The sequence below is a fragment of the Pseudomonas sp. Xaverov 83 genome, assembly GCF_019352905.1.
Classification (GTDB): Bacteria; Pseudomonadota; Gammaproteobacteria; order Pseudomonadales; family Pseudomonadaceae; genus Aquipseudomonas; species Aquipseudomonas yamanorum.
Window position 1 is genome coordinate 61050 of record NZ_JAAAFU010000097.1, and the last position, 19794, is coordinate 80843.

General features: G+C 60.7%; 19 protein-coding genes. 9 read left to right on the forward strand and 10 right to left on the reverse strand.

Features of this window, described 5'->3' with window-relative positions:
- Nucleotides 1–54 precede the first annotated feature (54 nt).
- A complete protein-coding gene (locus K0H47_RS30430) occupies nucleotides 55–861 on the forward strand; it encodes an alpha/beta fold hydrolase (RefSeq protein WP_063029714.1) in 807 nt (268 codons plus the stop codon).
- Nucleotides 862–961: 100 nt separating this feature from the next.
- Complete coding sequence (locus K0H47_RS30435) at nucleotides 962–3157, forward strand: OsmC domain/YcaO domain-containing protein (protein ID WP_093209537.1); 2196 nt, start codon at nucleotides 962–964, stop codon at nucleotides 3155–3157.
- A 129-nt stretch (nucleotides 3158–3286) separates the two neighbouring features.
- Here the strand turns inward: K0H47_RS30435 and K0H47_RS30440 are convergent, their stop codons facing one another.
- The 3 genes from K0H47_RS30440 to K0H47_RS30450 are packed head-to-tail and all read right to left on the reverse strand — an operon-like array spanning nucleotide 3287 to nucleotide 7387.
- On the reverse strand, nucleotides 3287–4705 hold the full coding sequence (locus tag K0H47_RS30440) for an efflux transporter outer membrane subunit (RefSeq protein WP_219274171.1): 1419 nt from the start codon (nucleotides 4703–4705) through the stop codon (nucleotides 3287–3289).
- A complete protein-coding gene (locus tag K0H47_RS30445; RefSeq protein WP_063029720.1) occupies nucleotides 4702–6282 on the reverse strand; it encodes a DHA2 family efflux MFS transporter permease subunit in 1581 nt (526 codons plus the stop codon). The genes K0H47_RS30440 and K0H47_RS30445 overlap by 4 nt, the downstream gene beginning before the upstream one ends.
- Nucleotides 6275–7387, reverse strand: coding sequence for an HlyD family secretion protein (locus tag K0H47_RS30450; protein ID WP_177026091.1), 1113 nt, complete (start codon nucleotides 7385–7387; stop codon nucleotides 6275–6277). The genes K0H47_RS30445 and K0H47_RS30450 overlap by 8 nt, the downstream gene beginning before the upstream one ends.
- A 99-nt stretch (nucleotides 7388–7486) precedes the next feature.
- On the opposite strand from K0H47_RS30450, the gene K0H47_RS30455 reads away from it, so the two are divergent.
- Nucleotides 7487–8191 (forward strand): CerR family C-terminal domain-containing protein, encoded by a 705-nt coding sequence (locus K0H47_RS30455; protein WP_017475540.1) that lies wholly within the window; start codon nucleotides 7487–7489, stop codon nucleotides 8189–8191.
- A 2-nt stretch (nucleotides 8192–8193) separates the two neighbouring features.
- On the opposite strand, the gene K0H47_RS30460 is transcribed toward K0H47_RS30455, so the two are convergent.
- Nucleotides 8194–8814 carry a LysE family translocator gene (locus K0H47_RS30460; RefSeq protein WP_219274172.1) on the reverse strand — a complete coding sequence of 207 codons (621 nt, stop codon included), beginning with the start codon at nucleotides 8812–8814 and terminating at the stop codon, nucleotides 8194–8196.
- Between the two features lie 16 nt (nucleotides 8815–8830).
- Entirely contained in the window at nucleotides 8831–9412 is a 582-nt protein-coding gene (locus K0H47_RS30465; RefSeq protein ID WP_177026090.1) for a hypothetical protein, read from the reverse strand.
- 114 nt (nucleotides 9413–9526) lie between these two features.
- Between K0H47_RS30465 and K0H47_RS30470 the strand changes: the two genes are divergently transcribed.
- Nucleotides 9527–10564, forward strand: a complete 1038-nt coding sequence (locus K0H47_RS30470; RefSeq protein WP_219274174.1) for an alpha/beta fold hydrolase — start codon at nucleotides 9527–9529, stop codon at nucleotides 10562–10564.
- 26 nt (nucleotides 10565–10590) lie between these two features.
- On the opposite strand, the gene K0H47_RS30475 is transcribed toward K0H47_RS30470, so the two are convergent.
- Nucleotides 10591–11097: an Lrp/AsnC family transcriptional regulator gene (locus tag K0H47_RS30475; RefSeq protein ID WP_219274176.1), complete on the reverse strand. Its 507-nt coding sequence runs from the start codon at nucleotides 11095–11097 to the stop codon at nucleotides 10591–10593.
- Between the two features lie 118 nt (nucleotides 11098–11215).
- On the opposite strand from K0H47_RS30475, the gene K0H47_RS30480 reads away from it, so the two are divergent.
- From K0H47_RS30480 to K0H47_RS30495, 4 genes are all read left to right on the forward strand, one after another.
- The gene (locus K0H47_RS30480; protein ID WP_219274178.1) at nucleotides 11216–12250 is read left to right on the forward strand and encodes a histone deacetylase family protein; all 1035 of its coding nucleotides are present in this window, start codon (nucleotides 11216–11218) and stop codon (nucleotides 12248–12250) included.
- A gap of 77 nt (nucleotides 12251–12327) precedes the next feature.
- The gene (locus K0H47_RS30485; RefSeq protein WP_219274180.1) at nucleotides 12328–13737 is read left to right on the forward strand and encodes an amino acid permease; all 1410 of its coding nucleotides are present in this window, start codon (nucleotides 12328–12330) and stop codon (nucleotides 13735–13737) included.
- Nucleotides 13738–13941: 204 nt separating this feature from the next.
- Nucleotides 13942–15351 carry an OprD family outer membrane porin gene (locus K0H47_RS30490; protein WP_063029734.1) on the forward strand — a complete coding sequence of 470 codons (1410 nt, stop codon included), beginning with the start codon at nucleotides 13942–13944 and terminating at the stop codon, nucleotides 15349–15351.
- A gap of 163 nt (nucleotides 15352–15514) precedes the next feature.
- Nucleotides 15515–15943, forward strand: coding sequence for a molybdopterin-binding protein (locus tag K0H47_RS30495; RefSeq protein ID WP_219274182.1), 429 nt, complete (start codon nucleotides 15515–15517; stop codon nucleotides 15941–15943).
- Nucleotides 15944–16095: 152 nt separating this feature from the next.
- On the opposite strand, the gene K0H47_RS30500 is transcribed toward K0H47_RS30495, so the two are convergent.
- From K0H47_RS30500 to K0H47_RS30510, 3 genes are all read right to left on the reverse strand, one after another.
- Nucleotides 16096–16605, reverse strand: a complete 510-nt coding sequence (locus tag K0H47_RS30500) for a cytochrome P460 family protein (RefSeq protein ID WP_063029738.1) — start codon at nucleotides 16603–16605, stop codon at nucleotides 16096–16098.
- Complete coding sequence (locus K0H47_RS30505; RefSeq protein ID WP_063029740.1) at nucleotides 16605–17657, reverse strand: alpha/beta fold hydrolase; 1053 nt, start codon at nucleotides 17655–17657, stop codon at nucleotides 16605–16607. The genes K0H47_RS30500 and K0H47_RS30505 overlap by 1 nt, the downstream gene beginning before the upstream one ends.
- 136 nt (nucleotides 17658–17793) lie before the next feature.
- Complete coding sequence (locus K0H47_RS30510; protein ID WP_093209558.1) at nucleotides 17794–18711, reverse strand: alpha/beta fold hydrolase; 918 nt, start codon at nucleotides 18709–18711, stop codon at nucleotides 17794–17796.
- A gap of 90 nt (nucleotides 18712–18801) precedes the next feature.
- On the opposite strand from K0H47_RS30510, the gene K0H47_RS30515 reads away from it, so the two are divergent.
- A complete protein-coding gene (locus K0H47_RS30515; protein ID WP_063029744.1) occupies nucleotides 18802–19188 on the forward strand; it encodes a MerR family transcriptional regulator in 387 nt (128 codons plus the stop codon).
- Here K0H47_RS30515 and K0H47_RS30520 read toward each other — a convergent pair.
- Nucleotides 19185–19712 carry a GNAT family N-acetyltransferase gene (locus tag K0H47_RS30520; protein WP_063029746.1) on the reverse strand — a complete coding sequence of 176 codons (528 nt, stop codon included), beginning with the start codon at nucleotides 19710–19712 and terminating at the stop codon, nucleotides 19185–19187. The two genes, K0H47_RS30515 and K0H47_RS30520, sit on opposite strands and share 4 nt — an antisense overlap.
- Between the last annotated feature and the right edge of the window lie 82 nt (nucleotides 19713–19794).

A 19794-nucleotide genomic window follows, 5' to 3' on the forward strand; every position in this document is an offset into this window, starting at 1 on the left:
AGGCCTGAATCTCCTTGAGATTGGCGCGGTCGTTTTTTTCAACGAGTCAGCCATATGTCCCTACCCGAACCGTTCACCCATGCACAGCTCCCCATGACGGTCGACGGTGTGCCGTTGAGCATCGCAACGATCCACCGCGCGGGCGGCCTGGCGCCAATCGTGTTCCTGCATGGCTTTGGCTCCACCAAGGAAGACTACGCCGACATCGTCCAGCAACCTGCATTCGACGGTCACCCGTTTGTGGCCTACGACGCCCCTGGCTGCGGTGAAAGCCAGTGCAGCGACCTGTCGAAGATCTCGATCCCGTTTCTGCTGCAAACCGCCACGCAAGTGCTTGACCACTTCAACATCGAGCGCTTCCATCTGGTAGGCCACTCCATGGGCGGGCTCACCGCTCTGATGCTGGCGCACCAGTTCCCGGGCAGGGTGCTGAGCTTTGTCGATATCGAAGGCAATATCGCGCCGGAAGACTGCTTCCTCAGCCGGCAGATCGTCGACTACCCGGCAGATGATCCCGAGGCGTTCTTCAGCGCTTTTATCGAGCGCACTCGCCAGGCACCGGCCTACGCCAGCGCGCTGTATTCGGCGAGCCTGAGGCACAAGGTGCGCGCCGGTGCGGTGCGGGGGATTTTCCAGTCCATGGTCGAGCTGTCCGATAACGCCGACCTGATGGGCAAGTTCCTCGGCCTGGAATGCCCGCGCCTGTTCATGTACGGCGAGCAGAATGCACACCTGTCGTACCTGGCGCATATCCAGGCGCAGGGCGTGCGGCTGGCGCCGATTGCGCAGTGCGGGCACTTCCCGATGTACTCCAACCCGATCGCGATGTGGCAGCAGATTGCGGACTTTCAGCACAGCTGATCTCAACCGCCAGCGACAGACAGGCCCGAAAGCACAAGACTTACGCCTCGAAACCCGGATAATGGCGGCCATATTTTGCTCGCTATTCTGGTAAACCCGCATGGAAATCAAGGTCAATTTTCTCGACAACCTTCGACTTGAAGCCAAGTTCGACGACTTCACCGTGGTGGCCGACCAGCCTATTCGCTACAAAGGCGATGGCTCGGCCCCGGGTCCGTTCGATTACTTCCTGGCTTCGTCGGCGTTGTGTGCGGCTTACTTTGTGAAGTTGTACTGCGAAACCCGCAACATCCCCACCGACAACATTCGCCTGTCCCAGAACAACATTGTCGACCCGGAAAACCGCTACAACCAGATCTTCAAGATCCAGGTAGAGCTGCCGGCGGATATCTCTGATAAAGACCGCCAGGGCATCCTGCGTTCCATCGACCGTTGCACCGTGAAGAAAGTGGTGCAGGCCGGGCCGGAGTTTGTGATCGAGGAAGTGGAAAACCTGGATGCCGATGCCCAGGCATTGCTGATGCCAAGCGCGGCGTCGGATGCGGGCACCTACATCGCGGGCAAGGACCTGCCGCTGGAAACAACCATCGCCAACATGTCGGCCATTCTGGCGGGCCTGGGCATGAAGATTGAAATCGCTTCGTGGCGCAATATCGTGCCCAACGTGTGGTCGCTGCATATCCGCGATGCGCACTCGCCAATGTGCTTTACCAACGGCAAGGGCGCGACCAAGGAAGGCGCGCTGGCGTCGGCGTTGGGCGAGTTTATCGAGCGGCTGAACTGCAACTTCTTCTACAACGACCAGTTCTGGGGCGAAGACATCGCCAATGCGCCCTTCGTGCATTACCCGGATGAGCGCTGGTTCAAGCCCGGCCGCAAGGACGAACTGCCGCCGGAGATTCTCGACGCCCATTGCCTGCATATCTACAACCGCGATGGCGAGCTGCGTGGCTCGCACCTGTACGACACCAACTCCGGCAACGAGGAGCGCGGCATTGTTTCGCTGCCGTTCGTGCGCCAGTCCGACGGCGAGGTGGTGTATTTCCCGTCCAACCTGATCGAGAACCTGTACCTCAGCAACGGCATGAGTGCCGGTAACACCTTGGCTGAAGCGCAGGTGCAGTGCCTGTCGGAAATCTTCGAGCGTGCGGTAAAACGCGAAATCATCGAAGGCGAATTCGCGCTGCCGGATGTACCGCAGGAAGTGCTGGCGAAGTTCCCGGGCATCCTGGCCGGTATTCAGGGCCTGGAAGCCCAAGGCTTTCCGGTACTGGTGAAGGATGCGTCCCTGGGCGGTGAATTCCCAGTGATGTGCGTAACCTTGATGAACCCGCGCACCGGCGGCGTATTTGCTTCGTTCGGCGCGCACCCAAGCCTGGAAGTGGCGCTGGAACGCAGCCTGACGGAACTGCTGCAAGGCCGCAGCTTCGAAGGCTTGAACGACTTGCCGCAGCCGACGTTTGAAGGCCACGCGGTGACTGAGCCGAACAACTTTGTCGAGCACTTCATTGACTCCAGCGGCGTGGTGTCGTGGCGCTTCTTCAGCTCCAAGTCGGATTACGAGTTCGTCGAGTGGGACTTCTCCGGCCAGGGTGAAAACTCCAACGCCGAAGAGGCGGCAACCTTGTTCGGCATCCTCGAAGGCATGGGCAAGGAAGTGTACATGGCGGTGTACGAGCACATCGGCGCGACCGCCTGCCGCATCCTGGTGCCGGACTATTCCGAGATCTATCCGATCGACGATCTGATCTGGGACAACACCAACAAGGCGCTGTTTTTCCGCGAAGACATCCTGAACCTGCATCGCCTTGATGAGGCTGAATTGAAGGGTCTGGTTGAGCGTCTGGTGGAAAGCGAGCTGGACGACTACACCGACATCACCACCTTGATCGGCATCGAATTTGATGACAACACGGCGTGGGGTCAGCTGACGATTCTGGAATTGAAGCTGCTGATTTACCTGGCCTTGCAGCAGTTTGAAGAGGCCAAGGAACTGGTGGAAATGTTCCAGCAGTACAACGACAACACGGTCGAGCGTGGCTTGTTCTACCAGGCCGTGAATGCGGTGCTGGAGATGGAGCTGGACGAAGACCTGGAACTGGCGGACTACGAAGTGAACTTCCGCCGCATGTTTGGCAACGAGCGGATGGATGCGGCGATAGGGTCGGTGAATGGTAGCGTGCGGTTCTATGGTTTGACGCCGACGAGCATGAAGCTGGAAGGGCTGGATCGGCACCTGCGGTTGATCGACAGCTACAAGAAGCTGCACGCGGCGCGGGCCAATACGGCGCGCTAACCTGCTAGTGAGGAACCCTTGTGGGAGCTGGCTTGCCTACGATGCAGGCAACTCGGTGTATCTGGTACACCCAGTTGATGCCATCGCAGGCAAGCCAGCTCCCACAGGGTTTAGCGTTGTCCTGACGCGTTACAGAGTCCAACCCAACCCCAGCGCCTTGTGCAACGACGCAAAGTCCTTGAGCAACGCCGCATCCCCGGAAATCCGGCTTTCCTGCGCCTGGTACCGCGTACGTTCCGCATCCAGCCAATCCAGCGTGCTCGCCGTGCCTGCTTTATAACGCTGGCGCGTCAGGTCCGCAGCCCGTACCGCCGAAGACTCCACATTACGCAGCAGCACCACGTTCTGCCGCTGGTTGCCATACCGGGCCAACGCCACATCCGCATCACGCAACGCACTCAACACCACACTTTTGTAATGCGCGAGGGCCTCATCGCGCCCGGCTTCGGCGCCTTTGACACTGGCCGCCACCCGGCCGAAATCCAGTGCGTTCCAGGTCAAACGCGGCAATAGCAGCCAGGTGCCGCTGTCCTTGCGCGCCAGGTGCCCGGGGTCGGCCGCCGAGAACGACAAGTCACCCATCAGGCTGAGCTTGGGAAACCAGTCGGCGGTTTTCTCACCGATCTGCGCGTTGCTGGAGGCCAGCTGGCGCTCGGCGACGCGGATGTCAGGCCGTGCTTTCAGGATCGCCGCCGGGTCGGCAAACGGCACCTGGCTCGGGATGGCGGGCAGGGCGCGGGGCGTGCTGAGCTGTGCGTCCAGCTCGCCCGGTTCCAGGCCGCAGAGCAGGTTCAGTTGATCCACGGCCTCGACAATGGAGGCTTGCAACGGCAGTCGCTGGGCCCGGGTATTTTCTGCCTGGGTCAGTACCTGCTCCAGTTGCAACTGTGAGGCCACACCACGGCTGCGCCGTTGCTGGGTCAAGTCCAGCGCCTGCTGCTCGATATCGACACTGGCGTCCACCAAGGCGAGGCGTGCCTGTTGGTCGCGCAGGTCGGCGTAGGTCTGCACCACCTCGGCCGCCAACTGCACCTGGGCATCGGCCAGTTGCGCCTGCGAAGCGTCGTTTTCCGCCTGGGCCGCCTCGATGGCACGCCGGGTGCCGCCAAACAGGTCGGCTTCCCAGCTGGCATCAAAGCCGGCGAGGTAAAGGCTCAATGGCCCGCGGCCGCCGCCACTGTTGCCACCCAGCGCCGAGGTGTCGGGGGAGCGCAGCTTGAGCATCGCCGCATCGCCGGTGACCTTGGGCAGGGCGTTGGCATTGGCGCCACTCAGGCTGGCCCGCGATTGCTTGAGTCGGGCCTGGGCAGTCGCCATGTCCGGGCTGTTTTGCAGCGCCTGGGCCACCAGTTGATTGAGTTGCGGATCGCCGAGGGTCTGCCACCATTGGGCGACACCCGGCGTACTCGACTCGCTGCCTGCGTGAGGCAAGCGCCCGGCCGCCAGGGTTCTTGGCGCGGCATCCGGTGCGCCATGGTAGTCCGGCCCCACAGTACAGGCCGCCAGCAGGCCGACGGTGAAGAGCAGGGGAAGTGAGCGATAAATCATGTTCGTTGGCCTGCCTGCGCCGCGCGCTTTTTCAGGATGAAGATCAGGGGAAGGCACGCCAGCATGGCGAGTCCCAGCACGTAGAACGCGTCGTTATAGGCCATCACCGCCGCTTGTTGGGCGATGTCGTTGGCCAGGTGGCTGAGGGCTTGCAGCGAGGCGGTAGACGGGTCGCCGCTTTGCGCCAGGTAGCTGGCGGTGTTGCTCGCCATCTGGTCCTGGGTCAACTGGGTGTTGGCCTGGATGCCTTCGCGCAGCATGTCGTCATGGAAGTGGCTGCGCCGGTCCATCAGTACGCCGAGCAGCGCCAGCCCCAAGGTGCCGCCGAGGTTGCGCGACATGTTGTAGAGCCCGGCGGCATCGCCCGCATCGCGGGTTTCCACCGAGCGCATGGACAGCTGACTGAGGGGCATCATCACCAGGATCTGCCCGAAGCCCCGCAGTATCTGCGACCAGTAAAAATCATGGCCGACGCTCTGGGCGGTGAGCTGGGTGTCGAGAAAACAGCTGGCCCAGTACATCAACAGACCCACGCCGACCATCATCCTGAGGTCCAGGCGGCCAAGCATTCTCGGCAGAATCGGCATCAGCAAAAACGCCGGAATCCCCGACAGCAGCATGATTGAACCTGACTGTTGCGCGTTGTAGCCGGACAAGATCCCGAGGAACTGCGGCACCAGATACGCCGTGCCATACAACCCGGCGCCGACCGCCGTGGCAATCAGCAGCACGCTGCCAAAGCTGCGGTTGAGCACCAGTTGCAGGCGCAGGATCGGCGTGCTCGAGCGGACTTGCCCGACGGCGATCAGGAAGAAACCGATCACCATCGTGATGCTTAACCCGATGATCAACTGCGAGTCGAACCAGTGTTCACGCTGGCCTTCTTCCAGCACCACGGTGAGTGAGCTCAAGCCCATGGCCAGGCCAATGATGCCCAGCCAGTCGGCCTTGATGAATTGCTGAAGGTTCATGCGCTCGCTGGGCAGGCCGGTGATCAGCAGGGTGATCAAGGTGATGCTGACAGGCAGGTTGATGAAGAAGCACCAGCGCCAGTTGATGTTTTCCGTGAGCCATCCGCCAATCACCGGGCCCAACAGTGGGCCGAGGATCACGGTCATGCCAAACATTGTGGTGCCGATTGCCAACTGGTGGGCGGGGAGGCGGGTGCGCACGATGGTCTGCGCGGTCGGGATCATTGCACCGCCGGCAAAGCCTTGGCCGATGCGCCCGGCAATCATCGCGCCGAGGCTCGACGACAGCCCGCAGAACATCGAGAAGAACGTGAACATCAACGCGGTGCCGATCAGGAATCGGCGCAGGCCGAATACCCGCGTCAGCCAGGCGGCGAGGGGGATCATGACGATCTCCGACATCAGGTAACCCGTGGCGATCCACGTGCCTTCCGTGCCCGTTGCGCCGATCTGGCCCTGTATTTGCGGGAGCGCCGAGTTGGTGATCGAGATGTCCAGGGTCGCCAGCAACGCCCCCAGCGAGCCGGCGGCGACCGCGATCCAGTCCGTCAGCGAGGCGTCGCGCGGTTTGTCCGCGGGCACCTCGGTCAAGATGGCTTCAGCCATGGTTGGCGTCTGCCGTGTGGGTGCGAGTGTCGACGTCTACGGTGGCGGACAAGCCGGGCACCAGTGCCTGGCGAACGTCGTCATCCGGTACATCCAGGGAAATCCGTACTGGCACGCGCTGCACGATCTTGGTGAAGTTGCCGGTGGCGTTCGACGGCGGCAGCAACGCGAACTGTGCGCCCGTGCCAGGGGAGAGGCTGTCGATATGGCCCTGGATGGCATGGCCGGGCAGTGCATCCACATGCACGGTGACGGTCTGCCCGGCGCGCATCTCGCCGATCTGGGTTTCCTTGTAGTTGGCGGTCAGGTAGATCGCGCTGACTGGCACTACCGTCAACAGGCGCGTGCCCGGCTGCACGTATTGGCCGACACGCACACCACGGTCAGCCACGCGACCATCGAGGGGGCTGCGGATCACCGCGTCGTCCACATCCAGCTGGCTTTGCGCTTCACTGGCCTTGGCCACGCCGAGTTGCGCCTGGGCTTGCTTGAGCTGGGCTTCGAGGGTGCCGTAGCGGGTTTGGCTGGAGCGCAATGCGGCCTGCTTGGCGGCCACGGTGCTGCGGGCTTGGGCGAGTTGGTTATTGAGCTGCGCCAGGCGCTCTTCCGGCTCGGCTCCTGAGCGCGCCAAGGGTGCATAACGCGCGACTTCGGTTTGAGCGTGCTGGGCGTCGGCTTGGGCGCCTTGGAGTTGGGCGCGCGCCTCGGCGATGGTCGAGTCCTGTTGCACCAGGTCGGCCTGGGCCTTGGCAAAGTCGGCCTCGCGGGCGGCAATCGTCGCCGAGGCTTCGTCACTCACCGCTTGGTATTTGCGGGCGTCCAGGCGCACCAGCACGTCGCCGCGCCTCACGTTCTGGTTATCCGCCACCAACACCTCGGCGACGTAGCCATTGATTTTGGGGGCGACGCTGATGCTGTCGGCTTGCAGGTAAGCGTCGTCGGTGGTCTCGATAAAGCGCCCGGTGAGCCACCACCAGGCGCCCCACGCCAGCCCGGCCAACAGCGCCACGCCGGCGAGACTCAGCAGAATCCGTCGGGCTTTGCCGCGTTGGCCGTTGACGGTGGTTTCAGGAATGACCTGAGAAGAGGGAGGTGCAGCGGACATCAAGTCACTCCAGTTTTATATCAGTTGGAATAAATTCGTTTTTTCGCGAAAATTTGTCAACTGGTATATTTTGGTTACGTTAAAAAAATGGAGTTACCCATGGCACGACACAAACCGGCCGCCGAAGGGGGTTATCAGCGGGGTGAAGAAACCCGTGCACGTATTGTCGAGGCTGCCGTCGTGGTCTTTGGCGAGCGCGGCTACGACGGTGCGTCCACCCGGGACATCGCGAATGCCGCCGGGGTCAATGCGCCAGCGATCCAGTACTACTTCGACGGCAAGGAAGGCGTCTACCTGGAATGCGTCGAGCATTTGATCACGCTGTTATGGCGGAAAATGGCGCCCACTGTTGAAGCGGCCGAAAGCGCATTGGCGGAAGACGGCGCTAATGATCAAGGGTTGATCGAAGCCTCATTGGGCATCCTGGGCGCAGTGGTTTCCACGATCCAGGACAGTCCCCAGACTACTGCGTGGCGAGCGTTTCTTGATCGTCATCAGGCTGGACTGTGCCCCGAAAGCGCGACCATGGCTTTCGAGGAACGCTTCAAGGCGCGCATCGCCAACGTGATCCGCCTGCTGATCGCGCGCCTGGCGGGCCTTGCCGTTGACGACGAGCGCACGGTGATTCACTCCATGGCGCTGTTCACCCAGGGCCTGGCGTTTCGGGTGCAGAAACCCAAGCTGCTATCAGCTTTGAACTGGACTGAAGTGAACCAGAAGGAAATGGAATTGGTGCGGGAGGTGGTGCTGATGCAGGCGCGGTTCACCCTCGAAGGTCTGGTGCGGCACCGGGGCCGGCACTGACCTCAGCGCTTGCTGAACGCCAGCCGGGCCGCGAACAGCACAAAGATCATGCCGGTGGTGCGGTCCATCCACTTGATGACCTTTTCGCGCCGCAGCACACCGGCCAAAGGCTGCGTGGCGCCAATCAGTATCAGTGACCAGATCAGGCTGATCACCACATGGATGCTCACCAGGCCGAACGTCCACACCACCAGGGAATGCCCCTGGGGAATGAACTGCGGCAGGAAAGACACGTAGAAAATCCCGATCTTGGGGTTGAGCACGTTGCCCATCATGCCCTTCAAAAACCAGTTGGCGCCGGGTTTCCCATCGGCCTCGACGGGTGCCAGCGAGCTGCGCGGGCGCAACAGCATGTTCAGGCCCAGCCAGGCCAGGTAAGCCGCGCCGCAATACTTCAAGACGTTGAAGGCCACCTCGGACACGGCAATCAACGCGCCCAGCCCAAAGGCAACCGCAGCACCCCATAACAAACAGCCGGCGTTGATGCCCAGGGTGGCGCGCAGCGCTTGTTGCTTGCCCTCGACGGTGGCGGTGCGCAGCACCAGGGCCGTGTCCAGCCCTGGGGTCAGCGTCAGCAGTGTGGCGGCGAAGGTAAAGGCCAGCAGGTTATCGGTGATGGACATGGATATTTACCTGAAATCAGAAATTCTCAAGACTGGCGTTGATACCGGCGACACGCGCCAGCTCGATGGTTGCGTCGACCTGTTCAGCATCGATGATAAAGCCCTGAAAATCGTCATCTCCCGAGTCCAGGTGGACGTAACGCTTGCCGAATCGAGCCAGCCATTGGTCGAAACGTTCCAGCACCTCAGCCATTGATGACTTGCCGTCATGCACGTAGACGTAAGGTTCTTGCACGCCGCTGGCGCTTGCCAGGTAGGGCGCGAGGTATTCAAAGCTGTCATACCCACGCCAATCGACAGCCAGCAGCGTCAGGTAGTCGAGTTTCTGTCCGCGGGTGTCTTCAAGCAAACCCAACGACAGTGCAGTGACTGCGTCTTGCCGGACGGAGTACTGGCGCAGCACTCGCCGTACCAGCCTGGCGCTTTCCTCTTCCGGCGCACGGGCCAGCAGCGTTTGGGTCAGTGTTTTGAGCGCCTGCTTCTGCTGCGCGAATTCGGGAGGGCGCATCTCTCGCATGATGGCGGCATGGCTGGCGTTGGTTTCCTCGGGCGGTGGCATGGTAAAGCGCCCGCCAAACAGACGATCCCAAATGCCCATGCTGCCTCCCTGTATACGCGGCTTTCCTTATTGGTGAAGCAGGTTACTGTCATGGACGCAGGGCTGTCGATACTGTGCAAGAATATGGCGCTTAGCCACTTAGGGAACTCAAGGATGAAAACGCTGTGTGCTGCGCTGTTGTTGACGGTTGTAACCACCCTGGCCCAGGCCAATGAGGTTTGGATAGGCTTCCAGGAAATAGTGATTCCCGACGCGGAACACGGCAGGCCATTGCAGGTGGCGGTGTGGTACCCGACCCATGCTTCCGGCACACCAGAACTGATTGCTGACAATCCGGTGTTTGTCGGCGCACCCGCCTTGAAGGACGCCGCGCCGGCTGCTGGCGAACACCCGCTGGTGGTGATCTCCCACGGCATTTTCGGCAACTGGATCAACCAGTCGTGGCTCGCCAGTGCGTTGGCCGGGCAGGGTTACATCGTTGCCTCGCCCAACCACCCCGGCACCACCAGCAAGGACCGCACCCAGCCCGCGGCCTCCGAACTATGGAAACGTCCCCTTGATATCCATCGGGTGATTGATGCCGTGATCGCACAGCCAAAACGCTTTGGCGCGGTGGCCGAGCACAAGATCGCCGTGGTGGGGCACTCACTCGGCGGCTGGACCGCGATGGAAGTTGGCGGCGCACGCTTTGACCCGCAGCGCTTTACCGAGGACTGCAAGGTGCATTCCGAGATCGCCCCTTGCAAGGCGTACGACCTGATCGAGGTGGGTCGCACGGAGCAGGCCAAACAGCGCCTGGCCGAGGACTTGAGCGATAAGCGTGTGGCCGCCATCGTTTCCCTGGATCTTGGCTTCGCCCGTGGCTTCAGCGATGAAAGCCTCGCGGCGCTGAACCGCCCAACACTGGTGATTGCGGCGGGTACGCCGTCCCCGGAGTTGCCCGCAGCGCTGGAGTCGGCCGACTTGGCCAAACGCCTGCCACAGAAGACTTCGCGCTACGTGGAAATCAGCGATGCCACGCACTTCAGCTTCCTGCCCCTCTGCAAGCCGGGCGCGGTGGAGCGGATTGAACAGAGCGACCCCGGTGAAGGCTTTATCTGCCTGGATGCCAAGGGGGCTCGTCCCAAGCCGCAGATTCAGCAGCAGGTAATCAGCTGGATCAGTGAGTTCCTGCAGCAGTCCCTGCGCTAGCCGTTAGCTGCCTTTGCGTCGAGGCGTTATGTTCGATTCCGGTCTGCCGCCGGAATCGCCACCCGACTCGTCGCCTTCACCTCCTTCAACGCCAAACTCGACTGAATCGACGCAATCCCCAACTGCCGCCGCAACACGCTCTCCAAAAAATCGCTGTACGCATCCAGATCCTCCGCCAACACCTGCAACAGATAATCCGCATCCCCGGTGATTTTGTGGCACGCCTGCACCTGAGGCAGTTCCTTGATTACTGCCTCAAAATCTTCCGGCGTATGGTCGGAATGCACCGCAAACCGCACGTGCACAAACGCCATGATTTCCAGGCCCAGCATCTTGCGATCGAGGTTGGCCTGGTAGTCCTTGATCACGCCTTCTTCCTCCAGCCGCTTACGCCGTCTCCAGCACGGCGTGAGGCTCAGTGACAGGCGCTCGCTGAGTTCGGCGTTGGAGATACTCGCGTCTTCCTGCAGCAAAGCGAGGATGGCGAGATCGGTGTCGTCAAGTGCGACCAGTTTGGTTTTATTTTTCTTCATGGCGGTTCATTGGGGTAAAAATGCCCGATTACGCTAGCATCGGCGCACATAAAAGCAAAGAAAGCCCACCGTAGCCAGAACAAAATAATCACCTGTCTTTCACGGGTGGATGTCTTTCATGTTGACTGTTTTTAGTGATTCTCATCGTTTGCACCATGGCACCGAACTCAAGGATGGCGTGCTCAAGCCGTCCTTCGAACAACCCAGCCGGGCCGACACCGTGCGTGACCGGGTCAAGCACGTGGGCCTGGGCGATATCATCGTCCCGCGCAAGTTTGACCGGGTCTGTTACGTCAACGCCCACAGTGAACGCTACGTGTCTTTCCTGGAAACCGCCTGGGCTGAATGGACCGCCATCGGCCGTGCCCACGACGCCTTGCCGCTGGTGTGGCCGGTGCGTGACCTGGCCAATGAGCAGGTGCCGGAATTCATCGACGGCAAGCTCGGCTTCTTCGCGATGGATGCCGGTTCACCCATCACCAGTACCACCTGGGAAGCGGTGAAGACCAGCGCCGATATCGCGCTCACCGGCCTGGCGTTGATCGATGAAGGCCACAACAGTGCCTTCGCCTTGTGCCGTCCACCGGGCCACCATGCGGCGCGGGAATACATGGGCGGTTATTGCTACCTGAATAACGCGGCCATCGCAGCGCAGCACGCGATCACTCAAGGCGCCAAGCGTGTTGCGGTGCTGGACGTGGATTTCCACCACGGCAACGGCACGCAGAACATCTTCTACGACCGTAGTGACGTGATGTTCGTCTCGCTGCATGGCGAACCGTCCGTGTCGTATCCGTACTATTCGGGCTTCAGTACCGAGTGCGGCACAGGGGCAGGCGAGGGCTTCAACCTCAACTACCCGCTGGCAAAAAACACCGGTTGGAGCACCTATAGAGACGCGTTGCTCGACGCGTGCATCCAACTGCGAAAGTTCTCGCCGGAAGTGTTGGTGATCTCCCTCGGCGTCGACACCTTCAAGGACGATCCCATCAGCCATTTCCTCCTCGAAAGCCGCGACTTCCTGGGCATTGGCGAGATCATCGCCAGCGTCGGCGTGCCCACCCTGTTTGTGATGGAAGGCGGCTACATGGTCGATGAAATCGGCATCAATGCCGTCAACGTGCTGCATGGTTTCGAGAACAAACACGCCTGATCCCGATGCCATTTCAACAATAAAAAAACCCTGACTTTTTTCTGCCAAAACTCAAAAACATAACAAGAGGTTTTGTGATGAAAACAACCGCGCCCGGGCTGATTGAAAAGCCCGCTTTGCAACGCACCCTCAACAACCGGCATATCCAGCTGATGGCCATGGGCGGTGCGATTGGCACTGGCCTGTTCATGGGCTCGGGCAAGATCATCGCGCTGTCCGGCACCTCGATCATCCTGATCTACATGATCATCGGGCTGTTTGTGTATTTTGTGATGCGCGCCATGGGCGAGCTGCTGTTATCCAACCTCAACTTCAAAAGCTTCGCCGACTTTGCCGGTGCCTACCTGGGGCCGCGTGCGGCGTTTTTTCTCGGCTGGTCGTATTGGCTGAGCTGGAGCGTAGCGGTGGTGGGGGATGCGGTGGTGGTCGGGGGCTTTTTCCAGTATTGGTTCCCGGACGTGCCGGCCTGGATCCCGGCGATAGCGATGTTGCTGACCCTGTTTGCCTTGAATGTGCTGACGGTGAGGTTATTCGGCGAGGTGGAATTCTGGTTTGCGATCATCAAGATCATCGCCGTGGTGACCTTGATCAGCGTGAGCGTGGTGCTGATCGCCAGCTCGTTTGTGTCACCCACCGGTGTCACGGCTTCCCTCAACCATTTGCTGGATAAGCAGGCGGCGTTTCCCAATGGCTTGTTCGGGTTCTTTGCCGGATTCCAGATGGCGATCTTTTCGTTTGCCGGCACTGAGTTGATTGGCACGGCGGCGGCGGAAACCCGCTCGCCGGAGAAGACGCTGCCCAAGGCGATCAACTCGATTCCGCTGCGGATCATCCTGTTCTATGTGCTGGCCCTGGCGTGCATCATCGCAGTGACGTCCTGGGAGCAGGTGTCCCCCAGCAAGAGCCCGTTTGTCGAGCTGTTCCTGGTGGCCGGCTTTCCTGCCGCCGCGGGGATTGTGAATTTTGTCGTGCTGACGTCAGCGGCTTCGTCGGCCAACAGTGGGGTGTTTTCGGCCAGTCGCATGTTGTTTGGTTTGGCGGATCTGGGGGACGCACCGGGGATATTCCGACGGCTATCAAAAAGCAGCGTGCCGTTTATCAGCCTGGCGTTTACCACCTTCCTGATGCTGCTTGGCTTGCTGCTGCTGTTTATAGTCCCGGAAGTGATGACGGCCTTTACCATCGTTTCCACCGTTTCGGCGATCCTGGTGATCTTTACCTGGTCGACTATCCTGGCGTCCTACATCGCCTATCGGAAAAAGTGCCCGGAGCTACATGAAAAATCCATCTACAAAATGCCCGGTGGCGTGCCGTTGGCGTGGGTTTCACTTGGCTTCCTGGCGTTCGTACTTTGCTTACTGGCACTTCGCCCAGATACCCGCCTGGCCCTTTGCGTGATGCCTGCCTGGTTTATGTGGCTGGCGGTTGCCTACCATTTCTCGCATTTTCGCCACCGACTCCAGCCTGATCAGCACACCGCACGTTAGCGGTCGTCATACAACTCAACGGCATTCAACCCTCGGAAAAGGCCGGCTTTTACGGCCTTTTCATGACGGTTTTTTCATTCCAACATGACAAAGATTTCACAATCTGCGCCATAGACCCCATGCCACAATCCGCAGCGTTTGCAGGGCCGCAACGGTATTCGCTCGAAGGACAGTAAAAAAATAATGTTCACAGGGGCGCAGTAAATGAAACTCTCTACATTAGCGTTGGCCATCACGGCGGCTGTCCTTGCACAACAAGCCAGCGCAGATGGTTTTGGTCTTGGTTCACTCGGCACGGGTGACGGCCATAGCGGCTTCCTCGAAGACAGCCACTCGTCGATCAGTTCGCGCACCATGTACTACAACGCCGACGTTCACTCCGGCACCGCGAACGACCTGCGTGAAGCGGCTCAAGTACTGCGTTTCGACTACAAATCCGGCTACACCCAAGGCACCATCGGGGTAGGTTTTGACGTGATGGCGTTCGGCGCCTTGCGTCTCGACGGTGGCGATGGCCACGCAGCGGGCAATGGCCTGTCGGGTAACGGCAACAGCTTCTTCCCGGTGAAGAACAACGGCACCGAGCCTGCTGACAGCTTCGGTCGTGCAGCCGGCAACGTTAAATTCCGTATTTCCCAGACTGAATTGCACGTGGGCGGTGGTTTGGCGCCGATCCTGCCGATCCTGGTGTCCAACGATAGCCGCGCAGCGCCGCAAACGTTCGACGGCGGTATCCTGACCTCCAAGGACATCCCTAACGTCACCTTCACCGGTGGCGAGCTGAACAAGGCTGAAGGTCGTGCATCGAGTAACTCCACAGGCTTGAGCGTTGCCGGTGCCACTCGCGACAGCGACAGCTTCCGTTTTGGCGGCGTTGACTACCAGCCGTTTGGTTCTTCTGACAACGTCATCGCTAAAAACCTGACGTTGCAGTACTACTACGCCAACCTGGAAGACTTCTACAAACAGAACTATTTCGGCCTGGTGCACGTACTGCCGCTGGGCAATGACCAATCGTTCAAAACCGACCTGCGCTATTTCGACAGCACCAGCGACGGTAAAAACGGTTCGGCCGGCTATGCGTTCAACAACAACGGCGGCTATGCCAAGCACGCTGGTGAAGTCGACAACAAAACCTACAGTGCTGCATTCACGTACCAGTTGGGCGGCAGTCAGTTGATGCTCGGCCACATTGGCGTGAGCGATGACGGCGGCTTCGTCTGGGTCAACCAGGGCAGCATCGCCGACCCGACCGCACAAGGCGCGGCGGGCTCCGACTTCTACCTGTTTACGGACGCAGTGGTTGGGCAGTTCTCCCGCGCGGGCGAGCAAGTCAATTTCGGCCAGTATCTGTATGACTTCAGAACCCTGGTGCCTGGCCTGAAAGCGTCCATTGCTTACCTCAACGGCAGCGACATCAAGGCCAAGGTTGCCGGTGGCAGCGATCAGTCGGAACGCGAAACCGATTTCCGTCTTGATTACGTCGTGCAGGAAGGCCCGCTGAAAGGCTTCGGTACCACCTTCCGTACCGGTAGCTACCACGGCCACAACACCGGTACTGCCGACCAGGATCAAACCCGCCTGATCTTCAACTACACCTACGCGCTGTTTTAATGAGTCTTCGGTAAACGCTCCACCCGAAGGCCGCCCATTGGACGGCCTTTTTTTTTGCGCGGGATTTCCGGCAGAGCAGGGCGCTATAGTTGTTTTTACACAACGCTACGTTTGATCATGCGCGGCAATTCCTAACCTATAAGTCAAGAAAAGGGCCGTTCCCATGAAAATCAGTGCACGCAACGTATTCAAAGGCCAGGTCAGCCAGGTCCAGGACGGCGCGGTCAACGCTGAAGTGGTGTTGACCCTGCCCGGCGGCGAACAGTTGGTGGCGGTGGTGACCATGGAAAGCATCCGCAACCTGGGCATTGCCGTAGGCAAGGAAGCGGTCGCGCTGATCAAGGCGCCGTGGGTGATGCTGATGACTGAATCCAGCGACATCCGCCTGTCGGCCCGCAACTGCCTGGAAGGCAAGGTGCTGAGCGTGAATGACGGCGCGGTGAATGCTGAGGTGGTAATCGAATTGGCGGGCGGTTCGAAGGTGTTTTCCATCGTGACCCGCGATGCGGTAACCGAGCTGGGTTTGAAGCCGGGCGTGAGTGCCACGGCGGTGATCAAGGCGTCCCATATCATCCTGGGCGTGCCGGCCTGATAACACCCCACACAACGTAGCAGCTGTCGAGCCCGAGCGAGGCTGCGTTTGCGGTGTATCTGACACACCGCCGACGCAGCCTCGCTCGGGCTCGACAGCTGCTACGGGATGTCCGGTTGCCGCGGCGTTTGTTGTGGGAGAGGGCTATTGCGCTAAGGCGCCAGCCGGGTGAACACATAATCATGGTTCTTCACCAGCGCCTGATGGCAGGCAAAGCACGTCTCATGCTGCGCCTGGTCCACCGGTTTGCCATTGATGAACCGCCCAAAACCCCAGCCTCCCGTCGCTGCGTATTTCTTCGAATCCTTGACCATGAACTGCACGGTGGTGGCCGCGCCGGGAATCGACGCGGTCTTGAACTCGGGCGACTGCACATGTTTCCACGCCAGCTTGGCCAGCACGGTGCCGTCGGGGAAGGGCAGCGTACCGTCGCGGTAGGCCTTGAGCGCGACCTTGTTGCCCAGTACCACGCGCAGTTCATTCAACGGGTCGGCTTCCTGGGCCGGCGCGACAAGTTCCCATTGGCGGTAGCCGTCGGGAATCGTCACGCCGTAGATCGGCGATGGCTCGCTGGTGGTAGAGCCGCCAAAGGCGAACCCGGTCGCCGTGGCCACCACGGCGGCGGTTGCAGCGACGAGTGCAGCAAGATGCAGGCGCTTCATCACAGGTGATCCGCATCAATTACAGCCTTGGCAAAAGCTTGCGGTGCTTCCTGCGGCAGGTTGTGGCCGATGCCGCCGCTGATCAACCGGTACTCGTATTTGCCGGTAAAGCGCTTGGCGTAGTCTTCCGCTGCCGGATGCGGTGCGCCGTTGGCGTCGCCTTCCAGGGTGATGGTGGGTACGCCGATGGACGGGGCAGTGGCGAGTTTTTGCTCCAGCGCTGCGTATTTCTTTTCGCCCTGCACCAGCCCGAGGCGCCAGCGGTAGTTGAAGATCGACACGGCGACATGGTCGGGGTTGTCCAGGCCTTTGGCGCTGCGGTCGAAGGTGGCGTCGTCAAACGCCCATTTCGGCGAGGCGATCTGCCAGATCAGCTTGGCGAAGTCGTGGGTGTTTTTTGCATAGCCGGCGGCGCCGCGGTCGGTGGCGAAGTAGAACTGGTACCACCATTGCAGCTCGGCCTTGGGCGGTAGCGGGTTCTTGCCGGCAGCCTGGTTGCCGATCAGGTAGCCGCTGACCGACACCAGCGCCTTGACCCGCTCCGGCCACAGCGCGGAGACGATGTCGGCGGTGCGTGCGCCCCAGTCGTAGCCGCCGAGCACCGCGTGTTTGATTTTCAGTGCATCCATGAAGTCGATCAGATCGACCGCGAGTGCGGCCGGCTGGCCGTTGCGCAGGGTCTTCGCCGACAGGAAATGTGTGTCGCCATAGCCGCGGGCGTAAGGCACCAACACCCGGTAGCCCTGGGCGGCCAGCAGCGGCGCTACTTCGGAGTAGCTGTCAATGTCGTAGGGCCAGCCATGCAGCAGGATCACCACCGGTCCATCGGCCGGGCCGACTTCGGCGTAGGCCACATCCAGCAAGCCGGCCTTTACATGCTTCAACGGGCCAAGCGCGGTGTGGGCACTTGCGCTGGCAACCGCAGGTGCTTGTGTGTCCTGTGCACTGGCTACGCCGACGGCACCGAACTGCAACAGCGCAAAGGCCAGCAACGACGCGCCCATCAGGCGGCGGGGTTTGAAACCGGGCGGGGTGTTCAACTGTGTGTGCATGGTGAGTCTCCAGCGGCGGGTGATGTGCCTGGCTCACAGTTGAACGCAGTTGTGTATCCCGCCTGTTTCGGGAAAACCCTTGGGTTAAAGCTTTTGTATCGCAGAGTGGTTTGGACACACTGCGATACAAGGCAGGTTAATGATTGGCGTTGGCCTGGAGCGCGTCGAAGAAACCTGCCAGGTCGTGATTGAATCGGTCGGGCTCTTCGGCGAACGGTGCATGGCCGGCGTTTGCATACAACCTACTGTGCACCTGTGGATTGAGCTGTTTCGCCCGGGCGATGGCCGGCCCCGCCTGGACCAGGGCATCGCGGGCGCCATACAGCAGCAACACCGGCACTTTCGCGCCGCCCAGGCCTTTGGCGGCGTCGACCGTCATGGATTGCACGGCGCGCTGCATGTCCCAGGAAGCCATGGCTGCGTTGGCCAGCAGGCGTTCGAATGTGCGGCTGTCGGGTTGGGTGTGAAAACACAGGGCCAGGAACTCGCGCACGGTGTCCAGATGAGTCTTCAGGTTTGGCGAGTTCAAGTCGCGGTACACCTCGGGATGCGCCACGATTTGGTCCGCCTTAAGCTCAATGACGCCGTCGACATACACCGCGCCCGCAATCTGGCTATCGCCGTACCGGGACAGGTAGTTGGAAATCACTGCGCCGCCCAGCGACCAGCCGACCAGTAAGGGTTTGTCGGCATGGGAGGCGGTTATCACCGCATTGAGATCATCCGCCCAGCGACGGCCTTCGATGTAGGCCGCGTCTTCGGTGGGTTTGCTCGAAAGGCCATGGCCGCGCAGGTCGTAGGTGATCATGCGAAAACGTTGTAGTTGCGGGCTGTTTACCTGCGCTTCCCAGTTCAAGTGACTGCCCAGCAAGCCGTGAATGAAGAGCAGGGTGGGGCCGTCGGGGTTTCCTGATTCCTGGACCGTCAGGGTGACGCCGTCCGGCGCGGTAACGGTATAGGTGTTGGTCTGGGCAAGGGCGGCCGCGGATACGGCAAGCAGCACGCCTGCCAGCAACAGTGCGCACAGGCGACGGGTGAGGGTACGAAAGGGCATGAACGGTGCTCCGGTTCAGGGTAGGTGCCCTAGCGTCAGCCCTCACACTGGTGTGAGGGTCAAGGGGGAAAATCGTGTTATGTTTTTTCGATGAAAAATACCCAAGCCTCCAGCGCCTTGAGCATCGGCGAACTTGCGCGGCAGAGCGGCGCGAGTGTGCGTTCGATCCGCCATTACGATGAGCATGGTTTGCTCACGTCCAGCCGTGCCAGTAATGGCTATCGCACGTTTCCCGCTGCGGCCGTGGCGCAGGTCCGGCAGATCCAGCGGATGATCGCGACGGGCTTCAGCCTGGCCGAGATCCGCAGTTTCCCTGACTGCATGCGCATGATCGAAGGGGCTGCCGCGTGTTCGCAGACGTCCGCTGCCCAGCGGGAACGACTGGCCTCGATCGAGCGGCAGATTGCCGACCTTGAGCTGCGGCGCGCACGGTTGCTTAAAACCCTGGCTGACGGGGTCATTCCGCCGCTGGATTAATCCGCGCGCGTGGCCACGAACACCAGGCTCGGCGCCTGCCCGGGCACATCGTCCAGCTCATCGATGGGCCGCATACCGATTTTCTCCAGCACCTTGATCGAGGCTGTATGGGCCGGACGCACCACGCCGTACACCTGCGGCTGGTCCAGTTCGACAAAGCCAAACTGCAACGCTGCCCTGGCAAGCTCCGTCGCGTAGCCTTGGCCCCAGGCGCTGACCGCGAAGCGGTAGCCCAGGTTGATTCGCTCAACGTCGTTGTACTTGTACAACGTGATGCCGCCGAAACCGATCACACACTCCGGCGCCTCCCGGGTCGCAATCGCCCATTGGCCGAAGCCATGTTCTGCCCAGTGCTTCAGCCAGCGAGCCAGGGCGGCCTCGGCTTGACCCAGGTCGGTCAAGGGGCCCGCCGGGTTGTAGCGGTTGGTCTCGGGATCGCCATAAATGGCGAATACACTGGCCGCATCGTCGACCGTCGGGGCCCTGAGAATCAGGCGTGAGGTGGTTATCGGGCGAGTATTCATGGATGGGCTCTGGTCCTTGGAGCGAGAGAGAAGGTGTTCACCTATATTTATCCTGCTTTCGGCGCTCTAGCACGCTTGATTC

What these genes read in the sequence shown, in the direction of transcription:
- K0H47_RS30430 (WP_063029714.1), top strand. Translation starts at nt 55, where the DNA reads ATGTCCCTACCCGAACCGTTCACCCATGCACAGCTCCCCATGACGGTC.
- K0H47_RS30435 (WP_093209537.1), top strand. Translation starts at nt 962, where the DNA reads ATGGAAATCAAGGTCAATTTTCTCGACAACCTTCGACTTGAAGCCAAG.
- K0H47_RS30440 (WP_219274171.1), bottom strand. Translation starts at nt 4,705, where the DNA reads ATGATTTATCGCTCACTTCCCCTGCTCTTCACCGTCGGCCTGCTGGCG.
- K0H47_RS30445 (WP_063029720.1), bottom strand. Translation starts at nt 6,282, where the DNA reads ATGGCTGAAGCCATCTTGACCGAGGTGCCCGCGGACAAACCGCGCGAC.
- K0H47_RS30450 (WP_177026091.1), bottom strand. Translation starts at nt 7,387, where the DNA reads ATGTCCGCTGCACCTCCCTCTTCTCAGGTCATTCCTGAAACCACCGTC.
- K0H47_RS30455 (WP_017475540.1), top strand. Translation starts at nt 7,487, where the DNA reads ATGGCACGACACAAACCGGCCGCCGAAGGGGGTTATCAGCGGGGTGAA.
- K0H47_RS30460 (WP_219274172.1), bottom strand. Translation starts at nt 8,814, where the DNA reads ATGTCCATCACCGATAACCTGCTGGCCTTTACCTTCGCCGCCACACTG.
- K0H47_RS30465 (WP_177026090.1), bottom strand. Translation starts at nt 9,412, where the DNA reads ATGGGCATTTGGGATCGTCTGTTTGGCGGGCGCTTTACCATGCCACCG.
- K0H47_RS30470 (WP_219274174.1), top strand. Translation starts at nt 9,527, where the DNA reads ATGAAAACGCTGTGTGCTGCGCTGTTGTTGACGGTTGTAACCACCCTG.
- K0H47_RS30475 (WP_219274176.1), bottom strand. Translation starts at nt 11,097, where the DNA reads ATGAAGAAAAATAAAACCAAACTGGTCGCACTTGACGACACCGATCTC.
- K0H47_RS30480 (WP_219274178.1), top strand. Translation starts at nt 11,216, where the DNA reads ATGTTGACTGTTTTTAGTGATTCTCATCGTTTGCACCATGGCACCGAA.
- K0H47_RS30485 (WP_219274180.1), top strand. Translation starts at nt 12,328, where the DNA reads ATGAAAACAACCGCGCCCGGGCTGATTGAAAAGCCCGCTTTGCAACGC.
- K0H47_RS30490 (WP_063029734.1), top strand. Translation starts at nt 13,942, where the DNA reads ATGAAACTCTCTACATTAGCGTTGGCCATCACGGCGGCTGTCCTTGCA.
- K0H47_RS30495 (WP_219274182.1), top strand. Translation starts at nt 15,515, where the DNA reads ATGAAAATCAGTGCACGCAACGTATTCAAAGGCCAGGTCAGCCAGGTC.
- K0H47_RS30500 (WP_063029738.1), bottom strand. Translation starts at nt 16,605, where the DNA reads ATGAAGCGCCTGCATCTTGCTGCACTCGTCGCTGCAACCGCCGCCGTG.
- K0H47_RS30505 (WP_063029740.1), bottom strand. Translation starts at nt 17,657, where the DNA reads ATGCACACACAGTTGAACACCCCGCCCGGTTTCAAACCCCGCCGCCTG.
- K0H47_RS30510 (WP_093209558.1), bottom strand. Translation starts at nt 18,711, where the DNA reads ATGCCCTTTCGTACCCTCACCCGTCGCCTGTGCGCACTGTTGCTGGCA.
- K0H47_RS30515 (WP_063029744.1), top strand. Translation starts at nt 18,802, where the DNA reads ATGAAAAATACCCAAGCCTCCAGCGCCTTGAGCATCGGCGAACTTGCG.
- K0H47_RS30520 (WP_063029746.1), bottom strand. Translation starts at nt 19,712, where the DNA reads ATGAATACTCGCCCGATAACCACCTCACGCCTGATTCTCAGGGCCCCG.